This window comes from Rubrivivax sp. A210 (genome assembly GCF_904426505.1).
GTDB lineage: Bacteria > Pseudomonadota > Gammaproteobacteria > Burkholderiales > Burkholderiaceae_C > Rubrivivax.
On the sequence record NZ_CAJGBN010000067.1, the window covers coordinates 78,439 to 101,567 of the forward strand.

General features: G+C 69.7%; 23 protein-coding genes. 12 read left to right on the forward strand and 11 right to left on the reverse strand.

Translation table 11 applies throughout. The features are described from left to right. Positions 1 to 23: 23 nt before the first annotated feature. From motB to JMV16_RS21570, 5 genes are all read right to left on the reverse strand, one after another. Positions 24 to 1,043: a flagellar motor protein MotB gene (gene motB, locus JMV16_RS21550; protein WP_201496377.1), complete on the reverse strand. Its 1,020-nt coding sequence runs from the start codon at positions 1,041 to 1,043 to the stop codon at positions 24 to 26. A gap of 33 nt (positions 1,044 to 1,076) precedes the next feature. Further along, a complete protein-coding gene (gene motA, locus JMV16_RS21555; RefSeq protein WP_201496378.1) occupies positions 1,077 to 1,937 on the reverse strand; it encodes a flagellar motor stator protein MotA in 861 nt (286 codons plus the stop codon). A 57-nt stretch (positions 1,938 to 1,994) separates the two neighbouring features. Continuing rightward, on the reverse strand, positions 1,995 to 2,798 hold the full coding sequence (locus JMV16_RS21560) for a class I SAM-dependent methyltransferase (RefSeq protein ID WP_201496379.1): 804 nt from the start codon (positions 2,796 to 2,798) through the stop codon (positions 1,995 to 1,997). A gap of 132 nt (positions 2,799 to 2,930) precedes the next feature. Continuing rightward, on the reverse strand, positions 2,931 to 4,136 hold the full coding sequence (locus JMV16_RS21565) for an HD-GYP domain-containing protein (protein ID WP_201496380.1): 1,206 nt from the start codon (positions 4,134 to 4,136) through the stop codon (positions 2,931 to 2,933). A 223-nt stretch (positions 4,137 to 4,359) separates the two neighbouring features. Continuing rightward, entirely contained in the window at positions 4,360 to 6,108 is a 1,749-nt protein-coding gene (locus JMV16_RS21570; protein WP_201496381.1) for a PQQ-dependent methanol/ethanol family dehydrogenase, read from the reverse strand. A 295-nt stretch (positions 6,109 to 6,403) separates the two neighbouring features. Here JMV16_RS21570 and JMV16_RS21575 point away from each other — a divergent pair, with 295 nt between their 5' ends. From JMV16_RS21575 to JMV16_RS21615, 9 genes are all read left to right on the forward strand, one after another. Continuing rightward, complete coding sequence (locus JMV16_RS21575) at positions 6,404 to 7,120, forward strand: ABC transporter permease (protein ID WP_201496382.1); 717 nt, start codon at positions 6,404 to 6,406, stop codon at positions 7,118 to 7,120. After that, the gene (locus JMV16_RS21580) at positions 7,117 to 7,818 is read left to right on the forward strand and encodes an ATP-binding cassette domain-containing protein (protein ID WP_201496383.1); all 702 of its coding nucleotides are present in this window, start codon (positions 7,117 to 7,119) and stop codon (positions 7,816 to 7,818) included. The genes JMV16_RS21575 and JMV16_RS21580 overlap by 4 nt, the downstream gene beginning before the upstream one ends. Then, the gene (locus JMV16_RS21585; protein WP_201496384.1) at positions 7,806 to 8,654 is read left to right on the forward strand and encodes a substrate-binding domain-containing protein; all 849 of its coding nucleotides are present in this window, start codon (positions 7,806 to 7,808) and stop codon (positions 8,652 to 8,654) included. The genes JMV16_RS21580 and JMV16_RS21585 overlap by 13 nt, the downstream gene beginning before the upstream one ends. Positions 8,655 to 8,855: 201 nt before the next feature. After that, complete coding sequence (locus JMV16_RS21590; protein ID WP_201496385.1) at positions 8,856 to 9,329, forward strand: 4Fe-4S dicluster domain-containing protein; 474 nt, start codon at positions 8,856 to 8,858, stop codon at positions 9,327 to 9,329. Between the two features lie 18 nt (positions 9,330 to 9,347). Continuing rightward, positions 9,348 to 11,195, forward strand: a complete 1,848-nt coding sequence (locus tag JMV16_RS21595; protein ID WP_201496386.1) for an aldehyde ferredoxin oxidoreductase family protein — start codon at positions 9,348 to 9,350, stop codon at positions 11,193 to 11,195. Between the two features lie 66 nt (positions 11,196 to 11,261). Beyond that, positions 11,262 to 12,638 carry an NAD(P)/FAD-dependent oxidoreductase gene (locus tag JMV16_RS21600; RefSeq protein ID WP_201496387.1) on the forward strand — a complete coding sequence of 459 codons (1,377 nt, stop codon included), beginning with the start codon at positions 11,262 to 11,264 and terminating at the stop codon, positions 12,636 to 12,638. A gap of 55 nt (positions 12,639 to 12,693) precedes the next feature. Next, a complete protein-coding gene (locus JMV16_RS21605) occupies positions 12,694 to 12,948 on the forward strand; it encodes a MoaD/ThiS family protein (RefSeq protein WP_201496388.1) in 255 nt (84 codons plus the stop codon). Further along, on the forward strand, positions 12,948 to 13,256 hold the full coding sequence (locus tag JMV16_RS21610) for a hypothetical protein (protein ID WP_201496389.1): 309 nt from the start codon (positions 12,948 to 12,950) through the stop codon (positions 13,254 to 13,256). Before JMV16_RS21605 ends, JMV16_RS21610 begins: the two co-directional genes overlap by 1 nt. A gap of 24 nt (positions 13,257 to 13,280) precedes the next feature. Continuing rightward, a complete protein-coding gene (locus tag JMV16_RS21615; RefSeq protein ID WP_201496390.1) occupies positions 13,281 to 14,402 on the forward strand; it encodes a substrate-binding domain-containing protein in 1,122 nt (373 codons plus the stop codon). Between the two features lie 12 nt (positions 14,403 to 14,414). Here the strand turns inward: JMV16_RS21615 and JMV16_RS21620 are convergent, their stop codons facing one another. Genes JMV16_RS21620 through JMV16_RS21630 form a run of 3 tightly spaced genes read right to left on the reverse strand, consistent with a single transcriptional unit; the run spans position 14,415 to position 18,353 of the window. Further along, positions 14,415 to 15,377, reverse strand: coding sequence for a quinoprotein relay system zinc metallohydrolase 1 (locus JMV16_RS21620; protein WP_236580648.1), 963 nt, complete (start codon positions 15,375 to 15,377; stop codon positions 14,415 to 14,417). Positions 15,378 to 15,387: 10 nt separating this feature from the next. Then, positions 15,388 to 16,167, reverse strand: coding sequence for a quinoprotein dehydrogenase-associated SoxYZ-like carrier (locus tag JMV16_RS21625; protein WP_201496391.1), 780 nt, complete (start codon positions 16,165 to 16,167; stop codon positions 15,388 to 15,390). A gap of 8 nt (positions 16,168 to 16,175) precedes the next feature. Further along, positions 16,176 to 18,353, reverse strand: a complete 2,178-nt coding sequence (locus tag JMV16_RS21630) for a TonB-dependent receptor family protein (protein ID WP_236580649.1) — start codon at positions 18,351 to 18,353, stop codon at positions 16,176 to 16,178. Positions 18,354 to 18,514: 161 nt separating this feature from the next. On the opposite strand from JMV16_RS21630, the gene JMV16_RS21635 reads away from it, so the two are divergent. Next, positions 18,515 to 19,276: a HesA/MoeB/ThiF family protein gene (locus JMV16_RS21635; protein ID WP_201496393.1), complete on the forward strand. Its 762-nt coding sequence runs from the start codon at positions 18,515 to 18,517 to the stop codon at positions 19,274 to 19,276. Positions 19,277 to 19,311: 35 nt separating this feature from the next. Continuing rightward, positions 19,312 to 19,689, forward strand: coding sequence for an H-NS family nucleoid-associated regulatory protein (locus JMV16_RS21640; RefSeq protein WP_201496394.1), 378 nt, complete (start codon positions 19,312 to 19,314; stop codon positions 19,687 to 19,689). Positions 19,690 to 19,722: 33 nt separating this feature from the next. Here the strand turns inward: JMV16_RS21640 and phaP are convergent, their stop codons facing one another. Both phaP and JMV16_RS21650 read right to left on the reverse strand, forming a co-directional pair. Then, positions 19,723 to 20,046 carry a TIGR01841 family phasin gene (gene phaP, locus JMV16_RS21645; RefSeq protein WP_201496395.1) on the reverse strand — a complete coding sequence of 108 codons (324 nt, stop codon included), beginning with the start codon at positions 20,044 to 20,046 and terminating at the stop codon, positions 19,723 to 19,725. 100 nt (positions 20,047 to 20,146) lie between these two features. Next, positions 20,147 to 20,743 carry a bacteriohemerythrin gene (locus JMV16_RS21650; protein ID WP_201496396.1) on the reverse strand — a complete coding sequence of 199 codons (597 nt, stop codon included), beginning with the start codon at positions 20,741 to 20,743 and terminating at the stop codon, positions 20,147 to 20,149. A gap of 207 nt (positions 20,744 to 20,950) precedes the next feature. Here JMV16_RS21650 and JMV16_RS21655 point away from each other — a divergent pair, with 207 nt between their 5' ends. After that, positions 20,951 to 21,175: a SlyX family protein gene (locus tag JMV16_RS21655; protein WP_201496397.1), complete on the forward strand. Its 225-nt coding sequence runs from the start codon at positions 20,951 to 20,953 to the stop codon at positions 21,173 to 21,175. 22 nt (positions 21,176 to 21,197) lie between these two features. Here the strand turns inward: JMV16_RS21655 and JMV16_RS21660 are convergent, their stop codons facing one another. Further along, on the reverse strand, positions 21,198 to 23,033 hold the full coding sequence (locus JMV16_RS21660) for a DEAD/DEAH box helicase (RefSeq protein ID WP_201496398.1): 1,836 nt from the start codon (positions 23,031 to 23,033) through the stop codon (positions 21,198 to 21,200). Positions 23,034 to 23,129: the final 96 nt, after the last annotated feature.

Sequence of the window (23,129 nt, forward strand, 5' to 3'; positions counted from 1 at the left end):
CTCGGGCGATGGGCTTCGCTTCATTATCGGGTTGCGGCGCCGGGACTTGAGCGGCCGTCCGGCGGCGCAGCGGCCGGCGCTGTGGCAGGTGGCGCAGCCGGCGCATTTGCCATCGGGGCCTGGGGCTGGCCTTCGGCCGCCGGCTCGGGCGGTGGCGCCAGCGGCGCGGTGCTGACGCGGAACACGGCCTCCTCGGCCTCGCGCGTCATCACGATGATGCTGATGCGGCGGTTGCTGGGTGCGGCAGGGTCGCGGCGGTCGAAGGGATTGGCCGCCGCCAGGCCCTGCACGCGCAGCACCTGCTCTTCAAACAGCCCGCCGGCAATGAGCTCGCGGCGCGAGGCATTGGCACGGTCGGCGCTCAGTTCCCAGTTGCTGTAGCCACGGTCGCCGCCGGCAAAGGGCATGGCGTCGGTGTGGCCCTCGAGGGTCAGGCGGTTGGGCACCTCGACCAGGATGGCCCCGATCTCGCGCAGCAGTTCACGCATATAGGGTTGGACCACGGCGCTGCCGCTGGTGAACATCGGCCGCTGGTCGGCATCGACGATCTGGATGCGCAGGCCGTCGCTGGTCATCTCGAGCAGGATCTGCGAGGCCATGCCCTGCAGCTTGGCGCTGCTGGCAAGCTTGCCCTCGACCTTCTTCTTCAGGTCTTCCAGTCGCGCCACTTCGGCGCGCGCCTGCTGCTCCTTGAGCTGGTGAAGGTTGAGGGTGGATTTCTTGGTCTCGATCTCGCCGCGCTTTTGCTGGCCAGTGCTGCGCGTGAGATCCTGTCCGCCACCCTTGATGACGTGCGACGAATCGCCGGCGCCCGAGCCGCTGGCCAGCAGGGCCAGCTTGAGCGGCGCGCTGAAGTAGTCGGCAATGCCCTTCTTGTCGCCCTCGGTGGTGCTGCCCAGCAGCCACATCAGCAGGAAGAAGGCCATCATGGCCGTCACGAAGTCGGCATAGGCGATCTTCCAGGCCCCGCCATGCGCACCATGGCCGCCCTTCTTGATGCGCTTGATGATGATGGGCTGGAGCTTCTTGGCGTCACCGGCCATGGCCAGCCCCCTTCAACCGCAGCGCGCGGCAAGTCACTTCTTGCCCTTCACATGCCCTTCGAGTTCGACGAAGGTCGGCCGGTCGCCCGAGTACAGCACCTTGCGCCCGAACTCGATGGCCACCTGGGGCGCATAGCCTTGCATGCTGGCCAGCAGCGTGGTCTTGATGCACTGCAGTTCCTTGCCGGCGTCCTCGACCTTCTGCTCCATCAGGCCGGCCAGCGGCTCGGCAAAGGCATAGGACAGGAGGATGCCCAGGAAGGTGCCGACCAGGGCCGAGCCGATCATGCCGCCCAGCACCGCCGGCGGCTGGCCCACCGAGCCCATGGTGTTGACCACGCCCAGCACGGCCGCGACGATGCCGAAGGCCGGCAGGCCGCCGGCCAGGCGCTGGATGGCGGCAACCGCGGCGTGCTCCTCCTGGTGGTGCGTCTCGATCTCGCTGTCCATCAGGCTCTCGATCTCGTGGGCGTTGAGATTGCCCGAGACCATCATGCGCAGGTAGTCGGTGATGAACTCGACGACATGGTGGTCGTTGCCCACCGTCGGGTACTTCTGGAACAGCGGCGAGCTGTGCGGCTCTTCCACGTCCTTCTCGATCGACATCAGGCCTTCCTTGCGCGCCTTCTGCAGGATGTCGTACATCAGCGCCAGCAGCTCCATGTAGCGGGCCTTGCTGAACTTGCCGCCCTTGAAGCAGCCGCCCAGGCCCTTGGCTGCGGCCTTGACCACCTTCATCTGGTTGTTGGCCAGAAAGGCGCCGGCCGCGGCGCCGAAGATGGTGATCATCTCGAAGGGCAAGGCCTTCAGGATCACGCCGATGTTTCCACCGTGGAAGATGTAGACACCGAAGATGCAGACCATCGCGACGGCCCAACCGACGATCACGAACATGACGGGGTTCCCACTATCGGCCTTGCGCCGGCCGGTACAGCATCGGACATGCGGTTCTTATCGGCCATTGCCGCCCACCATTGAGGCTGCGCCGGGCGCCGCCGGCTGGTAGATCCACACCGCCCGCCGCCCCGGCCCCTGCAGGCAGGCCTTGGGCGCAACGCCCGGCACCGCGAATTCCAGGCTCACCAGCCAGGCTCCCGGGGCCAGCTCGTGCTCGGCCTTGGCCCAGGCGCGGGCCATGGTCTCGGGACGCTGGAAGACGTAGACCAGATCGAAGCCCTGCCAAGATCCGGCCCAGAGATCGCCGCGCCGCACGCGCGCACCCAGCGGCGCGGCGCGCAGGCGTGCCAGCCCGGCCAACAGCGGGCTCCATTCAATGCCCTCGATCTCGGCCTCGGGCCACAGCCGGCGCAGTTCGGCCAGGCCGTGGCCGAGGCCGCAGCCGGCGTCGAGCACGCGCCGCGGCGTGCCGGTGAGGGCGGCCAGGCCGTCCAGCGCCGCCACGGGCGTGGGGAAGAAAGGCGCATCGCGCCAGGCCCGCAGCGGGTAGGCGGCCAGCAGCGGCAGCAGCAGCAGCAGCCAGATCCAGGACGGCAGCCCGGCCGCCAAGCCCAGGGCCAGCGCCGAGAGGGGGAAGCCGGCCGCCGCGATGAGCCGGCGCCGCCAGCCGGTGCAGCGCGCAGCCAGCGCCAGCGCCACCACCAGACCGACGGCCAACGCCAGCAAGGGCGGCAAACCGGCGGCGACCAGCAGCCACCAGGCGGCCCAGCCTGCGCCCCAGGCCAGCAGGGCCGGTGCGGGCCAGGGCCAGCGCGGCAGGGCCAGGCCGGCCGCGGCATGGGGCAGAAGCTTGCTCATCAGTTGGAAAGGTAGGTGCGCCGCCAGTGTCGGCCGCCGCGACGCCGCGGTCGGCGGGAAAAGGCCGGTGAAAGCCGGCCACCAGCGCCGACCGGCGGTCGCCACAGGCCAGCACCAGGGGCCCCGCAGCCGCTAGGGCCGCATCGCCATCAGGCGCTCGTGCGGCGGCAGGATCTTCACGCGCGCCAGCGGCACCACGCCCTTGACCGCATGGCGGCGGTCCTGCGTGTCGCGGGCCAGCGGTTCGGCCATCGGCGTGCCGCTGGCACCGATGAGGGTCGCGACGTGGGGCAGATTGGCGCGGCTGCCGCGGCCGATGACGATGGCGATCTCGCCCGAGGCCAGCTCGACGAAGCTGCCCGGTGGGTACAGGCCCACGGCTTTGAGCAGGGCGCCGCCGATCTCGTCGGGCAGGCCGCCCGCACCCAGGCAGGCCTCGCGCGCCGCCTGCACCGGCGAAGCCGGTGGCCGCCCGGCCTGGTGGCTGATCTGGGCCGCGAAGAGGTCGGCCCGGCGCAGCAGCCGCGCCAGTTGCCGCTCGGGCGCCAGGTTGGCCAGCGGTGCCAACGCGTCACCAGCCTCGTGGTGCAGGCGCACGACCGCCAGCGCCAGCGCGTCGGCCAGGCCGCATTCCTGCAGCAGGGCTGCACCCTGGGCCGGGTGCTCGGGCGCCGGATCGCGCGGCGAAGCGCCGCCGGGCAGCGTGGTCTGGGCCAACTGGTCCTGCTGGCGCACGGCGGCAATGTTCATCAGCAGGGCGGCGCAGCCCAGGCTTGCTATCCAGGCCGGCTCCCAGTCGAGCTTGGGCGCCGCCAGCTCGACGATGGCCAGGGCGAGCAGGGCATGGCGCGCGGTGTAGCGGCCGCGGGCATGGCCCGATTCGTAGACCAGGTGGTAGAGCGAGGCGTCCGGCCGCCTGTGCAGCAGATCGCATGCACGCAGGTGCAGCGCGTCGCGGCGGGCCGGCCAGTCCTCGGCGCGCGGATCGCGCAGCACGAGGTCGAGGTGGGTCACGATCTCCAGCCACTGCTCGGTCAGCGTCAGCGTGGGCTGCGGGCGCGGCTTGTCGCGCGCCTCCTGCGGGCGCACCGCCACCACCTGGCGTATCGAGCCGCCCTGGCGGATCACGTCGTCCATCGCCGCGGTGAGACGGCGTGTCCAGGCCGAGGCCTCGCCCTCCTCGGCAAACAGCGGCTGGGCGATCAGCGCTTCGAGGTGCTGCAGATTGGCGATGGTGTGGCCGGCGGCCAGCAGCAGGCGACCGTCCTCGTCGCGCAGCCCGAAGGGCAGGGGCTTGTCGACGTGAAGGTGCTGGGGCGAGATGGGGATCAGCTTCAAGGGCGGCAGACAGGGGCGGCGAACACAGACCACACGGCGCGCAGCCGCGCCGTCTAACGCTGTATCGGCGCGGCGGCGGCGGAATGTAGGCGCCCCACCCTGCCCCATCGCCACCGATGCCGCCGCCAAACGGAAAACGGGGCCTTGCGGCCCCGCTTTTCCGTGCTGCACCGGCCGCGGCCGGTGTCGAGCCATCCACCGGCCGCGGCCGGTGTCAGTCAACTCACTTCATCAGCTTGAAGACCCACATGCTGCCGCCCTGCTCGAGGAAGGACACCTTCTTGGCGACATCGCCACCCCACAGCGGCACCGCGCCACCCCAGCCCGAGGCCACGCCGATGTACTGCTCGCCGTCCTGCTGCCAGGTGATGGGGGGCGCCACGACGCCCGAGCCGGTCTGGAACTTCCAGACGATCTTGCCGGTCTTGGCATCGGCGGCCTGGAGATAGCCCTCGGGCGTGCCCCAGAACACCAGGTTGCCGGCGGTGGTGAGCACGCCACCCCACAGCGGCGCGTTGTTGGGCACTTCCCAGACGATCTTGCCGGTCTTGGGGTCGATGGCGCGCAGCGCGCCGATGGGGCCGTCGCCCAGCGTCTTGATCGTGAAGCCGGCACCCAGGTAGGCCGCGCCCTTCTTGTAGGTGATGGGCTCGTTCCAGATCTCCATGCCCCATTCGTTGGCCGGCACGTAGAACAGCTTGGTCTCGGGCGAATAGGCCATCGGCATCTGGTTCTTGCCGCCCAGGAAGCTGGGCGCCGAGAACACCGTCTTGCCCTGCTTGCCGTCGGCGCCAGCAGTGGGGTCGCCGGGGCGGTTCTCGGGCACGAAGTTCGGGCGCCCGGTCTTGAGGTCGATGCCGGTGGCCCAGGTGATCTTCTTCACGAAGGGGAAGGCGTTGACGAGCTGGCCGGTCTTGGCGTCGTTGACGTAGAAGAAGCCGTTGCGGTCGGCCTTGCCGCCCAGCACGCGGCCGCCTTCGTCGTAGGTGACGAATTCATTGACGCCGTCGAAGTCCCAGCCGTCGTTGGGCGTGCTTTGGTAGTGCCAGACGATCTGGCCGGTCTTCACGTCGACGGCAACGGTGGCGCAGCTGAACAGGTTGTCGCCCTTGCGCAGGTGGCTGTTCCAGGGCGCCGGGTTGCCGGTGCCGAAATAGGCCAGGCCGGTCTTGGCGTTGTACGTGCCGCCCAGCCAGGTGGCCGCGCCGCCGGTCTTCCAAAGGTCGCCCGGCCAGGACTTGCCGGTCGTGCCCGAAATCCCGTTCTCGGTCTTGTTGCCCTTGTCGTCGTACTTGTAGCCCATGTGGCCTTCGACCGTGGGGCGCACCCAGACCAGCGCGCCGGTCTTGGGGTTGCGCGCCTCGACGCGGCCAACGATGCCGAATTCGCCGCCCGAGACGCCGGTGAGCAGCAGGCCCTCGGCGATGATGGGCGCGGCCGAGGCCGAGTAGCCGTCGGCGTAGTTGTCGATCTTCTCCTTCCAGACCACTTCGCCCGTGTCCTGGTTCAGCGCCACCAGCTGGGCGTCCAGCGTGGCGAAGATCACCAGGTTGTCGTACAGCGCGGCGCCGCGGTTGATGACGTCACAGCAGGGCATGATGCCCTCGGGCAGGCGGTGCTCGTACTTCCAGAGCTTGGCGCCGGTCTTGGCGTCGAGCGCGAAGATGCGCGAATAGGACGCGGTGACGAACATCTTGCCGTTGTGGATGACCGGCTGCGACTCCTGGCCGCGCTGCTTCTCGCCGCCGAAGCTGAAGCTCCATACCGGCACCAGCTTGCCGATGTTGGACGGCGTGATCTGCTTGAGCGTCGAATAGCGCTGGCCCTGGGTACCGATGCCCCAGCTGAGGATGTCGCCAGGCGACTTGGCGTCGTCCTGGATCATCTTGTCGGTGACGGCGGGGGTGGCGGCGGTGGCCGCGACCGAAGCAAGCGCTGCGCTGATGAGCAGGCTCAGAAGTCGAAATTGCATGCGTGTCTCCTCCAGGCTGGACCGCCGGCACCCGCCGGCGGTTCTGCCCTCACCAGTGCAACCCGCGTGCCAAACCCCGGGGCGCCGCTTTGACCCTGCATTTCCAGGGTTTTCCCTTTTGTGCTGTCACAGGCTTGCACAACAGCGCCGCGGCGGCACGCCGGGCTGTTCAGCGCTATGCAAGGACGAACATATCGCCAAGAGCCAGCAGCCCCCGCAGAATCCCCGGCCGCGCGCAGGACCGGAGGCCGCCGCCGCATGCCGCCGCACTGCACTCCGCCCTCGCAACCCGCCGATGTCCGCCTTTCAGGAAAGCCTCGCCACCGCCGCCTCGCTGATGCTCCAGGCCGAGCCGCGGCTGCTGCACACCGTCGCGTTGTCACTGCAGGTCAGCGGCACGGCCAGCCTGGTCGGCGCGGTGGCGGGCCTGGCACTCGGCGCCTGGCTGGCGGTCGCCCGCTTCCCGGGGCAGCGCGCTGTCGTCGGCCTGCTCAACACCTTGCTGGCCCTGCCTTCGGTGGTGGTGGGCCTGCTGGTCTACCTGATGCTTTCGCGCCAGGGCCCGCTGGGCAGCTGGGGCCTGCTGTTCACGCCCACGGCCATGGTCATCGCCCAGACCCTGCTCGTGGTGCCGCTGGTCGCAGCCCTGGGCCGGCGCCTGCTGCTGGCCTCGCTGGCCGAGGGCGGCGACCAGTTGCGCTCACTCGGCGCCGGGCCGGTGGCCACCGCCTTGCTGCTGCTGCTGCACGAGCGCTACGGCGTGCTCACGGTGCTGCTCACCGCCTTCGGCCGCGCCGTCGCCGAGGTCGGCGCGGTGATGATCGTCGGCGGCAACATCGACGGCATCACGCGCGTGATGACCACCACCATCGCACTGGAGACGAGCAAGGGCGATCTGCCGCTGGCCCTGGCTCTGGGCTTCGTGCTGCTGGCCGTGGTGGGCCTGCTCAACGGCCTCATCGCCCTGGTGCAACTGCGCGGCGGGCGCAGCACCAACGAAGCCTTGATATGACGGACGCCCTCGTGACGCTGCGCAGCGCCAGCGTGTGCTTCGGTGCCACGGTGGCGCTGGACAGCGTTGACCTCGCATTGCACCGCGGCGACCGCCTGGCCCTGGTGGGCGCCAACGGCTCGGGCAAGACGACGCTGCTGCGCCTGCTGCACGGCCTGATCGGCTGCGAGGGCGAGCGCTACGCCACCGGCTCGGCGCGCGGCGCGATGCTGTTCCAACGCCCCTTCCTGCTCGACCTCACTGTGCAGTGGAATGTGCGCCTGGGCCTGTGGCTGCAGGGCGTGGCGCCGGCCGAGTGCGCCGCGCGCTGCCGCGGCGCGCTGGAGCGCGTGGGCCTGGCCAGCCTGGCCGGCAAGCGTGCCCGTGCGCTCTCGGGCGGCCAGCAACAGCGCCTGGCGCTGGCGCGCGCCTGGGCCTTGAAGCCCGACATCCTCTTCCTCGACGAGCCCACCGCCAGCCTGGACCCCGGCGCCAAGCGCGAGGTCGAGGCACTCATCACCGAATTCGCCGCCGATGGCATGACCATGGTGATGAGCACGCACAACCTCGGCCAGGTCAAGCGCCTGGCCACCCGCGCCGCCTACCTGGAAGGCGGGCGCCTGCTGGCCGACCTGCCGGTGGCCGATTTTTTCGACAGCCCCCGCCTGCCTCCGCAGGTGCGGCTTTTCCTCAAAGGAGAACTGCCATGGAACACCTGACCGCCCCTCTCACCCGCCTGCGCCGCCGCGCAGCCCTGGCCCTGCTGGGTGCCGCGGCACTGACCGCCTGGGGCGGCGCCGCCGCGCAGGAAAAATTCATCGTGATGGCCTCGACCACCTCGACCGAGCAGTCGGGCCTGTTCGGCCACCTGCTGCCGGCCTTCAAGCAGGCCAGCGGCATCGAGGTGCGCGTGGTGGCGGTGGGCACGGGCCAGGCGCTGGATACGGGGCGCCGCGGCGACGCCGACATCGTCTTCGTCCACGACTTCATGGCCGAGGAAAAGTTCGTCGCCGAAGGCTTTGCCACCCGGCGCCGCAACGTCATGTACAACGATTTCGTCCTCATCGGCCCCAAGGCCGACCCGGGCGGCGTGAAGGGAGGCGACATTGCCGGCGCGCTGCGCAAGCTGGCCCCGTCGCAGCAGCCCTTTGTCTCGCGCGGCGACAAGAGCGGCACCCATGCTGCCGAGTTGCGCCTGTGGAAGGCCGCCGGCGTCGACATGGCGGCGGCACGCCCGGCCGGCTACCGCGACTGCGGCTGCGGCATGGGCCCGGCGCTGAACATGGCCTCGTCGCTGGGCGGCTATGTGTTGGCCGACCGCGGCACCTGGCTGTCGTTCAAGAACCGCGGCGAGCTGGCGGTGCTGGTCGAGGGCGACAAGTCGCTGTTCAACCAGTACGGCGTGATGGTCGTCAATCCGGCCAAGCACCCGCATGTGAAGGCCGACCTGGCCCAGCGCTTCGCCGACTGGGTGGTGTCGCCGGCCGGCCAGCAGGCCATCGCCGCCTACCGCATCGGCGGCGAGCAGCTCTTCTTCCCCAACGCGGCGCCTTGAGCATTGCCCGGGCCGGGCACCAGCCAGCCTGCTCCAGGCGTCACAGCCTGGAGCAACAGAGTCGAAATCCATGCCCATCTCCGGGTTACGCCTAGGTATCGCTGCGCAGCCGCTATGAACATCATTTCCTATCCCGCTGCAGGCTGACGGTTTCCTGCGGCCGGGTCCCCCCGAACCACGCCGCCACTGGAGAACCCCGCCATGCAGAAAAGCCTGCATATCAACGCCGAGAAGTGCACCGGCTGCCTGCAGTGCGAGATGGCCTGTTCCTACGAGAACTACGGCGTCATGGCGCCGGCCAAATCGCGCATCAAGGTCTTCGACTTCCACCACACGGGGCGCAAGGTGCCCTACACCTGCACCCAGTGCGACGAGGCCTGGTGCTTGCACGCCTGCCCGGTCGAGGCGATCACGGTCGACAAGACCACTGGCGCCAAGGTGGTGAGCGAGACCACCTGCGTCGGCTGCAAGGTCTGCACCATCAGTTGCCCCTTCGGCACCATCAACTACGTGCAGGAAACCGGCAAGGTCCAGAAATGCGACCTCTGCGGGGGCGACCCTGCCTGCGCCACCGCCTGCCCCACCGGCGCCATCACCTATGTCGACGCCAACTGGACCGGCCTCGGCAAGATGCAGGCCTGGGCCGACAAGCTGGGCAACCAGGCCGCGGCCTGAAAGACAAGGAGAAACGATATGTCCTGGGCTGGAAAACTCCTGCGCGTCAACCTCAGCGCCGGCACGGTGAAATCCGAGCCGCTCAACATGCAATGGGCGCGCGACTATCTGGGCTCGCGCGGCCTTGCCACCAAGTACTTTGCCGAAGAGGTCGACGCCAAGGTCGACCCGCTGTCCGAGGCCAACAAGATCATCTGGTCCACCGGGCCGCTGACCGGCACCATGGCCTCCACCGGCGGCCGCTACACCGTGGTCACCAAGGGCCCTCTCACTGGCGCCATCGCCTGCGGCAACTCGGGCGGCTACTGGGGCGCCGAGCTCAAGATGGCCGGCTGGGACATGATCATCTTCGAAGGCAAGTCGCCCAAGCCGGTGTACCTGTCGATCAGCGATGACGTGGCCGAACTGCGCGACGCCAGCCATCTGTGGGGCAAATCGGTCTGGCAGACCGAGGAGATGCTCAAGAAGGCGCACCAGGATCCGCAGTTGCGCGTCTCCAGCATCGGCCTGGCGGGCGAGAACGGCGTGCTCTATGCCGCCGTCGTCAACGACCTGCACCGCGCCGCCGGGCGCTCGGGCGTGGGCACCGTGGCCGGCTCCAAGAACCTCAAGGCCATCGCGGTGCGCGGCACCAAGGGCGTGGGCAACTTCGCGAACGCGAAGGAGTTCATGAAGGTCACCTTCGAGAAGAAGAAGATCCTGGCCGAGAACGGCGTCACCGGCCAGGGCCTGCCGGCCTACGGCACCCAGGTGCTGATGAACGTCATCAACGAGGTCGGCGCCCTGCCCACCCGCAACCACCGCACGAGCCAGTTCGAAGGCGCCAAGGACATCTCGGCCGAGGCCATGGGCACGCCGCGCGCCACCGACGGCAAGAAGCACCTGGTCACCAACCAGGCCTGCTTCGGCTGCACCATCGCCTGCGGCCGCATCAGCAAGCTTGACCAGGGCCACTTCACGGTGCAGAACAAGCCCGAGTACTGGGGCGCCAGCGGCGGCCTCGAGTACGAATCGGCCTGGTCGCTGGGCGCCTCCAACGGCGTCAACGACCTCGAGGCGCTGCAATACGCCAACATGATCTGCAACGAACAGGGCTTCGACCCCATCTCCTTCGGCGCCACCGTCTCGGCGGTGATGGAGCTGTACGAGATGGGCGTGCTCACGAAAGAGCAGATCGGCATCGAGGCGCCCTTCGGCTCGGCTCGCGCGCTGACCTTCATGGCCGAGATCACCGCCCGTGGTGAAGGCTTCGGCAAGGAAATCGGCCAGGGCAGCCGACGCCTGTGCGACAAGTACGGCCACCCCGAGATCAGCATGAGCGTCAAGAGCCAGGAGTTCCCGGCCTATGACGGCCGCGGCATCCAGGGCATGGGCCTGACCTACGCCACCAGCAACCGCGGCGCCTGTCACCTGCGCAGCTACACCGTGGCCTCCGAGGTGCTGGGCATCCCGGTCAAGACCGACCCGCTCACCGCCGAGGGCAAGCCCGAGCTGGTGAAGGCCTTCCAGGACGCCACCGCCGCCTTCGACGCCGCCGGCATCTGCCTGTTCACCAGCTTCGCCTGGACGCTGGCCGACGTGGCGCCGCAAGTGGCCGCCGCCTGCGGTGAGGAGTTCACGCTCGAGAAGCTGGGCGAGATCGGCGAGCGCATCTGGAACATGGAACGCGACTTCAACAACCGCGCCGGCTTCACCAAGGCCGACGACACCCTGCCCAAGCGCTTGCTGACCGAAGCCGTGACCAGCGGCCCGGCCAAGGGCCTGGTGAGCAAGCTGCCCGAGATGCTGCCGCACTACTACGACATCCGCGGCTGGCACCCTGACGGCACGCTCAAGCCCGAGACGCGGGCACGCCTGGGGCTGTGACCCCCGCCTGAAGCAGGCCCGAAGGCGGTGTTCGCACCGCCTTCCTCATTTCTGGAGACACCCCCGATGAAGCACCTGATCCTCGGCGCCGGCCCGGCTGGCGTCATTGCCGCCGAGACCATCCGCAAGCATGCCCCCGCCGACGAGATCGTCATCGTCGGCGACGAGCGCGAAGCGCCCTATTCGCGCATGGCCATCCCCTACCTGCTGATGGGCAACATCCAGGAGCCGGGCACGCACCTGCGCCACGGCGGCGACCACTACCAGCGCCTGGGCATCACGCTGCACCACGGTCGCGCCGTCAAGCTCGACAGCGCCGCGCGCACGGTGACGCTGGACGACGGCAGTACCCTGGCCTTCGACCGCCTGCTCATCGCCACCGGCTCGTCCACCGTCAAGCCGCCCATCCCTGGCGCCGACGGCCCCGGCGTCCACCCCTGCTGGACGCTGGAAGATGCGCGCGCCATCATGAAGCTGGCCCGTCCTGGCGCGCAGGTGCTGCAGATGGGCGCCGGCTTCATCGGCTGCATCATCATGGAGGCGCTGGCGGCGCGCGGCGTCAAGCTCAGCGTGGTCGAGATGGGCGACCGCATGGTGCCGCGCATGATGGGGCCCACCGCCGGCGGCATGATCAAGGACTGGTGCCAGGCCAAGGGCGTGACCGTCTACACCGGCGCCCGCGTCGAGGCCATCGAGCGTCCCGCCGCCGCACAGCAGAGCGGCCACGGCGGTGGCGGCCTGCTCGGCAAGATTGCCGCCGCGGTGGGCCTGGGCGGCGACAAGCCGGAGGCCAGGCCCGAGCCCCACGGCGCGGCCATGAACGTGCGCCTGTCCACCGGCCAGACGGTGGCGGCCGACCTGGTGATCAGCGCCGTCGGCGTGCGGCCCAACATCGGCTTTCTCGAGCACTCGGGGGTGCGCTGCCTGGTCGGTGTGCTGACGGATGAACACCTGCAGACCAATGTGCCCGGCATCTATGCCGCGGGCGACTGCGCCGAGGCCTTCGACAAGATCGCCGGCAAGACCATCGTCAGCGCTATCCAGCCCAATGCCGCCGAGCAGGCCCGCGTGGCCGCGCTCAACATGGTCGGCAAGCCCATCGAATTGCGCGGCGTCACCCAGATCAACGTGCTCGACACCCTGGGCTTGATCTCGGCCAGCTTCGGCAACTGGGAAGGCGTGGCCGGCGGCCAGCACGTCGAGCTGACCGAGCGCGAAGCCGGCGGCGGTGGCCGCCACCTGAGCCTGCAGTTCGCCGACGACCGCCTGATCGGCTGCAATGCCATCGGCTGGACCCAGCATGTGGGCGTGATGCGCGGCCTGGTCGAGGGCCAGGTGGCGCTGGGGCCGTGGAAGGACAAGCTGCTGCACGACCCGACGCGGCTGATGGAGGCCTACCTCGACTGCGCCCAAGCGCAAGCCAGCTTCGCCCACACCCGTTGAAAGTCCGCTGAAGACCCGCGCCGAAGCCCGGCCCGCCACCGGGCATCATCACGCCATGCACATCACCTTCAAGCTCTACGCCAGCCTGGGCGACTACCTGCCCGCCGAGCGCCGACGCGGCAACGAGATGCCGCTCGAAGTGGCCGAAGGCGCCACCATCGCCCAGGTGCTGGCGCCCTTTGCCCTGCCCCAGAAGATGGTGCACCTGGTGCTCGTCAACGGCCATTTCGTGGCCCCCGAACAGCGCGAGGCCAAGGTGCTGGCCGAGGGCGATGTGCTGGCCATCTGGCCCCCCATCGCCGGCGGCTGATGGCCCTGTCCGCCCCCGCATCCGAGCGCTTCGAGCGCGAATACGGCTGCACCGTGGCCGACTGGCTGCGCTGGATGCCCGAGGCCACGGCCGGCCATGTCCGCACGCATACCGGCGCGGCCACCCTGGATGTCCTCATCGGGGCCGGCTGCCTGCATCTCGCATGGCAAGTGCTGCCCGAGCGCGTGATCGCGCTGGCGCGGCTGCCGCGGCTGCAGGTGGCCTTCCACTTCGATGGCGTGGCAGCGCCGGTGCGCAGCGAGTTCATGCGCCGCTTCGATCTGCACCTCCAGCGCGGCGGCGGCTGACCGGCCGCCGGTTATCGTGCGCGCATGAAGAGTCGCGGCGTTCAGCTTCACTACCAGTTCGGGGCCGACAGCCCGGCCTCGCGCCAGGGCGGGGCCGATGTCGACAACCCGCTCTTCGACCTGCTCTCGGCCCTGGCCGCCGCCGGCTCCATCCAGCACGCGGCCCTGGCCCTGGGCGTCTCTTACCGCCACCTCTGGGGCTCGCTCAAGTCCTGGGAAGAGCAGCTTGGCGAAGCCCTGGTGACCTGGGTGCGCGGCCAGCCGGCGCGGCTGACGCCCTTTGCCGAACGCCTGCTGTGGGCCGAACGCCAGGCGCGCGTGCGCATGGCGCCACACATCGAGGCGCTGCGCCACGAGCTGCAGCGCGTGCTCGACGAGGCGCTGGACGGGAGCCGCCAGGTGCTGCGCGTCGATGCCAGCCACGATCTGCTGCTGCCCCAGCTGCAGGCCCTGGCGGTAGAGCAGCGCCGCCTGCACATCGAGCTGCGCTTTGCCGGCACGCTGGACGCGCTGCGTTCGCTGGCCCAGGGCCGCTGCCTGGTGGCCGGCTTCCATGTGCCGCTGGCGCTGGACCGCGGCCAGGCCTATGCGCGCGCACTGCGACCCCTGCTCAAGCCCGGCGTCCACAAGCTGATCGCCGGCATGCGGCGGCGCCAGGGGCTGATCGTGGCGGCGGGCAACCCGCTGGCCGTGGCCGGCCTGGCCGATGTCGTCGGGCGCGGCCTGCGCTTTGCCGGCCGCGAGCCGGGCTCGGGCACCCACCTGCTGGCCGAGCACCTGGCCGAACAGGCCGGCGTCGATCTGGCCCGCCTGGCGGTGAGTGCGGTCGAGAACAGCCATCTCGCGGTGGCCACCGCGGTGGCCAGCGGTGCCGCTGAGGTCGGCCTCGGCCTTGAAGCCGCGGCCGCCGCCAGCGCGCTGGGCTTCGTACCGCTGGTCGAGGAAGAGTATTTCCTGGTCTGCCTGGCCGACACGCTGGAGCAACCCGCCGTGCTGGCGCTGCGCGAGGCCCTGGCCTCGGCCGCCTGGCGCGAGGCGGTGCAGGCGCGCGCCGGCTACAGCGCCGCGCCGGCGGCCGGCCAGGTGCTGTCGCTCACGCGCGCCCTGCCCTGGTGGCAATTCCGCAAGCCGCGGACGGCGGCCTGAGCCAGGCTGGCTTCAGGGCTTCGCAGTCCCCAGCGCCTGCCGCTCGTAGAGCGGGTAGAGGTGGGCCACATTGCGGATGTACTCGGTGCCGAAGGCGGCCCAGCGCCTGAAGTCTTCCGGCACTGGGGCGCGCAGCACCTCGTTCATCTCCAGTCCCTGGCCGGCCCAGCGCGCAAAGCTCTGGTCCAGCCAGGCCAGATAGGCGCGCGTCTGCGCCAGGCCACGCCTGCCCTCATGCACCGGCCCGTGGCTGGGCACCACCGTGCGCAGGCCCAGGGCTTCGAGCCCGTCCAGGCTGGCCTGCCAGGCTGGGATGCGGGCGTGCGGCGTGGTCGGCACGCGGTCGGCGAAGACCAGGCCACCGACGAAGGCGATGCCGCTCGTGCGATCAACCAGCACCAGGTCTGAAGCCGTGTGGCCTTGCAGCGCATGCCAGTCGAAGTCGCGCGAGCCCAGGCGCCACTGGCCCGTGGCCGCCGGGGTGGCGAAATCGCGGTCGGGCGCCAGGGTCTCGGTGCCTTTCATCCAGTCGCCGCAGAGGCGATAGAGATTGCTCTCGTAGGCCGCGGCCTCGCGTGCGATGCCATCGCGCGTGAGCTTGGTGGCCAGGCGCGGCACGTCGGCAAAGGCCTGATTGCCGAGGAAGTAATCGGGGTGGAGGTTGAGGTGCAGCACCTGGGCCACCGGCTCGGCCGCGGTGCGTGCGATGAGGGCGCGCAACTGCTCGCCATAGCGTCGGCTGGGCCCGGTGTTGATGACCAGCACGCCGGCGCCGGTGGCGATGAAGGCGGTGTTGATGATGTTGCAGCCGTTGGCCGGACTGAAATCGGCGTTGTCGCCCTCCACCACCCAGACGCCGGGGGCCAGTGCGCGTGCGCTCAGGCGGTAGTCCAGGCTGGCCTGGTCGGCGCGCTGCGCCCGGGCGGCCATGGGCAGCAGCGTCAACAGGCACAGCAGGGCCGCCAGCAGCCTCATCGAAGCGGTCTCACTGCAGCCGGCTCGCAATGCGGTTGCCGTTGTTGTCGGTGCCGACAAGCTGCACGCCACCCGCGGGCGGCGTCGCGAAGTCGAACGAGAACACCGGGTTCTCGCTCACCGGCTCGTAGGCCTGCAGTCGCGCCAGCTCCTGCTCGCGGCCGTCGCGTATCGACAGGCGGTTGATATAGAAGGCCGGGATGCCGGCCACCAGGCCGGTGTCCATGGGGTGCATGACCTTGAAGCGCAGCCGGGTCGCCCCCGGCGCGGGCGTGAACAGGCGGCCACTCACCTCGCCCAGGGTGCGCGACCAGCTGCCGTCACGGCGCGTGGCGCCTGGCGCGGTGCAGCCGCCTCCGGCTGAATCGACCCAGGCGCCGCCGACATGCCAGCTGCCATCGGCCAGCCGCGCCGCGGCGCGCACCGGCGAGGCCTGCTCGAGCTTGAAGCGAAAGGCAATGGCCGGCAGTGCCTGCCCCGGCTCGTAGGCCAGCACGCGGCGTATCGGGTTGCGGTCGACCAGCACCACGATCTCGCGCACGGCACCCAGCGCCGGGTCGACGCGCACGCTCACCGGCACGTTCATCGGGTCTTCGGCGAAGGTCGGGCCCTGGACCTGCACGCGCGCATCGAACACCACGCGGGCGTCGCGGCCCAGGTATTCGCGCCGCATGTCGGGCCAGGGATGGGACTGGTAGGGGTCGCCCTCGAAGGGGTCGGCAAGCCCCTGCGCGCCCGCCAGCGCCGGCCACAGCAAGGCCGCGAGCAGCAAGCGACGTGCAGGCAGCATCGCAGTGCTCAAGGCATCACGAAGCGCAGCGCCAGCAGCACGCTGCGCGGTGCGCCGGTCTCGTAGAAGCGACCGTTGGCGTCGTTGACGATCACGCTGCCGGCGTAGCGGCGGTCGGTGGCGTTGTCCACGCGGAGCAGCAGTTCGGCCTTGCCCAGGCTGCCAGCCTGAAAGCCATAGGCCCAGCGCAGGCCCACCAGGCCGTAGCCGGGGGCGGCTTCGGTGTTGCGGTCGTTGACCACCGTGTCGCCAGCGCCGCGCAGTTCCAGCGCCAGCTCGCCCAGCGCGGCCGTGCGCCAGGCCAGTTCGGCAAAGCCGGCGCTGCGCTGGGTGCCGGCGATGCGGTTGCCCGCCGCCACCGGCAGCGTGGGCGCGTTGCAGGGGATGCCGGCGCAGACGAGGAAGCTGTCCTTGTAGGTGGCCTCCAGCCAGGTGGCGGCCAGGGCGGCGCTGAGCGCCGGCGTGATCTGCCAGCGCCCGGAGAGTTCGGCACCCTGTCGCTCGGTGCGGCCGACGTTCTGGAAGGCGGAGCGGCCACCGGCATTGGTGGCCACGCTGATCTCGTCGTCGACCTTGGCCTGGAACAGCGTCAGGTCGGCCTGCAGCGCGCCACCGCGCCACTTGGCACCGATTTCGAACTGACGGCTGCGCTGCGGCAGCAACTCGGTGTTGAAGCCGCCGGTGCCGTCGCGCCGGTAGGCCAGTTCGCCCAGGGTGGGAGATTCGAAGCCGCGCGCCACGCTGGCGTACAGCTTCAGCCCTGGTGCGGCGGCCCAGCGCAGGCCCAGCACCGGGTTGGTGTAGTCGAACTCGCGCTTGCCCGAGTCGTCGCAGTTGCCGGTGTTGGGGGTGACGGCGCGGTTGCAGCGCAGCTCGAAGGCGTCCACCGATTCGAGCTCGACGCGGCCGGCGCGCACACCGGCAATGGCCGCCAGCTGGGGCATGAAGGCCCACTCGGCCTGGGCGAAGACGTCGTCGCTGCGGGCGCGGTTGGTCTCGTCGCGCCGCAGCGGGCCCATCTGTCCCAGCTGCTGGGGTGCCGCGGCCGTGCCGCTGAAGTTCTGGTAGCCCTTGCGCTCGTCGCGCTGGCGATCCAGGGCGACACCGGCCTGGAGGTCGACGCTGTCCCAGGCAAAGCGCAGCCGGCCTTCGGCGCCGCCGTAGGTCCGATCAAAGGCGATCACGCCGCCGCCGTGGCGCGCCGATCCCGGCGCCGGGTTGGCCAGCAGAATGGTCTCGATGGCCCCCTGGGTGGTGGCCGGGATGGCCAGGAATTGCACGATGTCGCGCTGGCCGCCGTAGAGTGCGATCTCGCCGTCGCGCAGCGCGCCGGCATCGAAGCGGTGCTTCCAGCGCAGGCCGAGCTGGCTCTGACGCGTGGTCTTGCGGGTGTTGAACTGCTCGGCCACGGACGCGACCCCGCGTGGGTCGGTGCGGAACTGATTGAGGTCAAGGCCCAACGGGTCCTGGGCCGGCTGGTCCAGGACGCTGGCCTGCAGCACGGCGCTGTCGGCGCCGGCGTTGTAGCCGGCGCGCAGGGTGACGAGGTTGCGCTTGGCCTCGGAATGGGGGCGGAAGCCGTCGACCTCGAGCGCTGCCGCGGCCACGCGCAGGTCGAAGCCGCCGGCCAGCGGTGTCTCGCCCTGCAGGCGCAGCTGGCGCAGGCCGAAGCTGCCGGCGTCCACCGCGGCCTCGAAGCGCTGCGCCCGCGGCGTGCTGCTGACGGCGGAGATGACGCCGCCCGAGCTGTTGCCGTAGAGCACCGAGAAGGGGCCGCGCAGCACCTCCACGCGCTCGGCGTTGGCGAGGTCGAAGTGCGAGACCTGGCCCTGGCCATCGGGGCCGCTGGCGGGGATGCCATCGCTGTACAGGCGCACGCCGCGCACGCCGAAGCCGGCGCGGGCGCCGAAGCCGCGCGAGCTGATCTGCAGGTCTTGCGCGAAGTTCCAGCGGTTGGCCACCACCAGGCCGGGTACGCGCGCCACGGCCTCGCTGAGGTTGACCAGCGGGCCGGCGCTGCGCAGCTCATCCCGGCCGACCACGCTGATGGCATAGGGCGCGTCGGCGATGGTGCGCTCGACGATGGAGCCGGTGATCACCACCTCCTGCGAGGTCTGCGCCTGTGCGCCAGAACAGGCCAGGAAGGCGGCCAGGGCCAGGGTACTCAGTGGCAGGCGGGAGGGCATGGAAGGGGTCAGGGAAGGCTGGTTCATTGGGGGCGCACTGTCGACCTGATGGGCAATCGCGACAAGGCGGGGGAACCCCCGTTGCGCCGCAGCAATGCGCCACAAAGGAACAGCGCAAGCGCGGCCTTCGCCGCCGCGGCTGCAGGGCCACAATGCCAGCCATGAACGATGAGCAGCTGCTGCGCTATTCGCGCCACATCCTTCTCGATGACCTCGGCATCGAGGGCCAGACGCGCTTGCTTCAATCCCGTGCGCTGGTGATAGGCGCCGGCGGCCTGGGCTCGCCAGTGGCGCTGTACCTGGGCACGGCCGGCGTCGGCCGCATCACCCTGGTCGACCACGACACGGTGGACCTGACCAATCTGCAGCGCCAGATCGCACACCGCCTCTCGCGCCTGGGCCAGCCCAAGGCCGAATCGGCACGCCAGAGCATTGCCGCCCTCAACCCCGACATCGAGGTGCGCGCCATGTGCCGCCGCGCCGATGCCGCTTCACTGGATGCCTGGGTGGCCGAGACCGACGTGGTGCTGGACTGCAGCGACAACTTCGCCACCCGCCACGCCGTCAACGCGGCCTGCGTGCGCCATCGCAAGCCGCTGGTGTCGGGTGCGGCCATAGGCTTTGACGGCCAGATCTCGGTCTACGACAGCCGCGACCCCGAGGCGCCCTGCTACGGTTGCCTGTTCCCGCCCGGCACCGCCTTTGAGGAAGCGGCCTGCGCCACCATGGGCGTGTTTGCGCCGCTGGTGGGCATCATCGGCACCATGCAGGCGGCCGAGGCGCTGAAGCTGCTGGCCGGGGTCGGCCACTCGCTGGCCGGGCGCCTGCTGATGCTGGACGGGCGCGCCATGCATTTCGACGAGGTGCGCATCGCACGCCAGCCGGCCTGCCCGGTCTGCGGCGGCGAGGCGCGCCGGTCTTGAATCACAATCGGCGCTTCCATCAAACGGGACGGAACATGGCTACCAAGAAGATCATCGGACAGGATTTCGCCGCCATCCAGGCACAGATCGCCGCGCTGGAAGCGCAGGCCCAGCAGGTGCGCAAGAAGGAAGTCGCGGCCATCATCGCGCAGGCCAGGGAGGCCATCGCGCACTACGGCATCACGGCGGCCGACCTGGGCTTCGGCAAGGCCAAGGCCAAGGCCGGCACCGCGGCCAGCAAGCCCGCCGCAGCCAAGAAGACGCGCAAGGCCGCGGGCAAGAAGGCCGCGACCAAGGCCAAGTTCAAGGACGACCAGGGCCACAGCTGGAGCGGCCGTGGCAAGCGCCCGGGCTGGTACACCGCCGCCCTGGCCGCAGGCAAGACGCCCGAGGATCTGCTCGTCAAGGATTGATGCGCAGCGGCGCGGCAACCCGCCGCGCACTCATCAGGCGAAGGCTTGTCCCCGCCCCGTTTGGCCGAGCTTCTCGACCAGATCGGCCGCCACGCCGGCCATCGCATGGCCATAGGCCTGGGTCTTGACCCGCAGCGCCTCGGCATAGCCCGACTGCAGCGCATAGAGTTCGCCGGCCTCGCGCGCCGCGGCCACGTCAAGCAGATACCAGGCGGTATCGGCCATGACGGCCCGGGCCGCGGCCAGGTTGAGCACCGAGACCAGCTCGAAACCCTCGAAACCGGCACGCGCCGCCTCGTGCAGCGAGGCCGCCGAGGTGCGAGCGGCATCGAGAAGTCGGGTTGTGTCCGGGTTCATGGTGCGGCACCCTTCCATGGCATGGCAGCTGCGCCATTGATACCACCCCGCGTCGAATGCTGCGCGCTGAAATGAAGGGCTTTCGCCGCCTTCCGCGCGGCTAGAGCAACCGCAGCTCCCGGTGCTCGGCCACCACATGCTCGGCGATGAGGTTGCAGGCCACGAAGCCTATCGACTCATCGCTCTGCACCGCATCGCCGGCAAAGCGCGCCTGCATGGCCGCTACCTTGGACAGCAGCAGCGCGTGGTCGCTCTTGTGAGCTTCCGACAGCGGCCGGCCGCTGTCCTGCATCAACCGCTCCTCGGTCTTGAAGTGCTCCTCGACATCGGTCACCAGCTTCTGGAACAGCCGCGCGGTCGCCAACCGCGGCTTGTCGGTGAGGATGGCGTGCATCAGGCGGTTGGCCGTAGCGAACAGGGCGCGGTGCTGCGCGTCGATGGTGGCCTGGCCGACCTCGAAGGATGCGCGCCAGCGCAGCTTGACCAGGGTCTTGCCTTCGACACCTGGCTTGCCCTTGGCGCGGCGCCGGTAGACGTGCCGCATGCGCCACACCCAGCCTCCGGCCGTTGCCAGCATCAGCCCGCTGAAGGCGCCGATGAAGTCGCGCACGGCAAACATCGTCCCGGCCCCGGTGGTCAGGTAGATGTACGGCAGCGATTCGTACAGCCAGGCGGGCTTGTGCTTGTTGATGAACATCCAGCGTCCTCGAAGATCCGCGCGTCGGAAAGGGCGGCATTCTCTTGGGGGCCCAGCGCGCCGGATTGACTTGCCGCAGGCCGGGCCGGCGCCGCGCGTGTCATTGCGCGCCGCGCGTGACAATCTGCACATCCTGGGTCGCGGGCGCAGCGCCCGCTGCGCCCGCGCCATCCGGCAAGGGCGCCGCACAGGCACTGAGGAAATCACATGCCCACCGATGCGTTCGAAGCCGTGCAGGAACGGCTCACCGAACTGGAAATCAAGCTCAGCTTCACCGAGGACACGGTGGACCGGCTGAACGACGTCGTCGTGCAGCAGCAAGGCACCATCGACACCCTGCTGCGCGAGGTAAGACGCCTGGCAGGGCAGGCGGCCAACGCCGAACCCGCAGCCGCGCGCTCGCTGCGCGAGGAATTGCCCCCGCACTACTGAGTGTTGGATGCGGGGGGATGCCTCAGGACGGGGCGCTGGCGCTGTCCCGACCCGCCAGGCGCTTGACGAAGGCTCCGCTGCCGCTTGCGGCAATCACCAGCCGCTGGGTCGCCCGCGTCGCTGCGACATAGAAAAGACGAGCTTCCTCGCGTTCGTCCTCGCCCGCCGCCGGCATCTGGCCAACGCCCGACAAGGCGACCACTGGAAACTCCAGCCCCTTGCTGACCTTCATGGTCATGATCTTGACCGAATCGTGGCCGGGCTTGAAGTCGCCCGAGCGCTTGCGAACCTGCATCGGAATGCCCTTGTTCCGCAGCGCGGCGGCGCAGGCATCCATGGTCGGGTAGTCGCGGCACAGGATGGCCATGTCGCCCCAGGCGTGGCCCTCCTGATGCGAGGCATGCAGGCGGTCGGCAATGGCCCAGGCTTCGTCGCGCAGCGTCGGCAACTCGATGACGACAGGCTCCTCGCCCTCCCGCCCGTAGCTGATGGGATGGACCAGCGGCACGCCGTCGTCGTCCCGGTCTTCGGCGGTCAGCAGGTCCGCGGCCACCAGGCTGGCGACCCTCAGGATCTGCTTGGTGTTGCGGTAGTTGATCTTGAGAATGGTGGTGCGGCCCTGGGCCTGGATGCCCACGCTCTTGAAGCTGAACTGGCGCGATGCACGGCGCTCGTAGATGCTCTGCGCATCGTCGTACAGCAGCAGCAGGCTGTTGGTGGCCGGGTCGACCATCTGCATGACCAGCTTCAACCACTCGGGGCGGAAGTCGTGACCCTCGTCAATCAGCACCGCCTGGTACTGGCCGGAGGGAATCTGCCTGCGCTCGACGGCACGGATCACGCCGTCGACCATGGCGTCGAACATCGCCGGCCCCTGGGCCGGCAGGGCCTGGCCGAAGGCCACCAATTGCTGGCGGCACCACTTGTGGAAGTTGCGGGCATGGACCCGGTCGGCCAGGCCCTTGGCCTCGAAGCCCGCATCGAGCAGGGTTGCCAGCGGCTCGTTGAAGCACAGCACGAGAATGGGCTTGGACTGCGCGCCGCTGGCCTTGGCCAGGTACTCGGCCCGGTAGCCGAGGATCATGGTCTTGCCGGAACCGGCAACACCGTGGATGACCCGGTGCCCTTCACCGAGGCTGCGCGCCAGCTGCTCCTGCTGCAGGTCCATCACGCGCATGACGCTGGGGCAATCAGACGCGGCATCCTCGTCGCCGAACAGCGAGGCCTGCGTCGGCAGCCTCACCTCCGGAAACATGATCCAGCGCACCCGGTCAAGCTGAGGCAGGCTCATGGCACCGCCGAAGGCATGGGCGAACATCTGCCACAGGCGCTGCTGGAAGGCCTCGGACTCGGCCGACTCGAGCATCTCGTCGGAGCAGATCACGAATTCGGGCGCGATCGACTGGTCCAGGCCGGCGGCCTCGAACTGCTTGCGCGTGATGCGCGTCAGCACCACGCCATAGCCCCAGGGAAAGGCCAGCTTGCCCTGATGCGGGCCGCCGGCCTGCGTCAGTTGCGCGTCGCGCTCCAACGCGTTCACCACCTGGATGGCGCAATGCCGCGCCTGGGCCAGCGGATTGATCACCACTTTCAGATGGCCGTCGGGGATGATTTCCCAGGCTTGGCGGCTGGCCTGGTGGATGGTCTCCAGCCGCCAGTCCTTGGTCTCCAGGATCAGCACGCCGCGGCGGGGGTGCAGGACGACGAAATCGGGGTGCGACTGCTTGGGACCGACCGGAACGTCATACCAAAGCAGGTAGTCGTCATCGAGCTTCTGTTCGAGCCGCTCGGCGAAGCGCCGTTCACCCGAGGTCATGCGGGAAGCGCAAGCGGAGAGCGCGGGAATGAGTGTCGCCATCGTTCGATCCTGGACTCTCGAAATCAGACGGTTCAGCCTTGAGAGGCCGTCGCCCACCGGGCCGCACAAATCAAAACGGCTTGGCTCCTTGTGAGA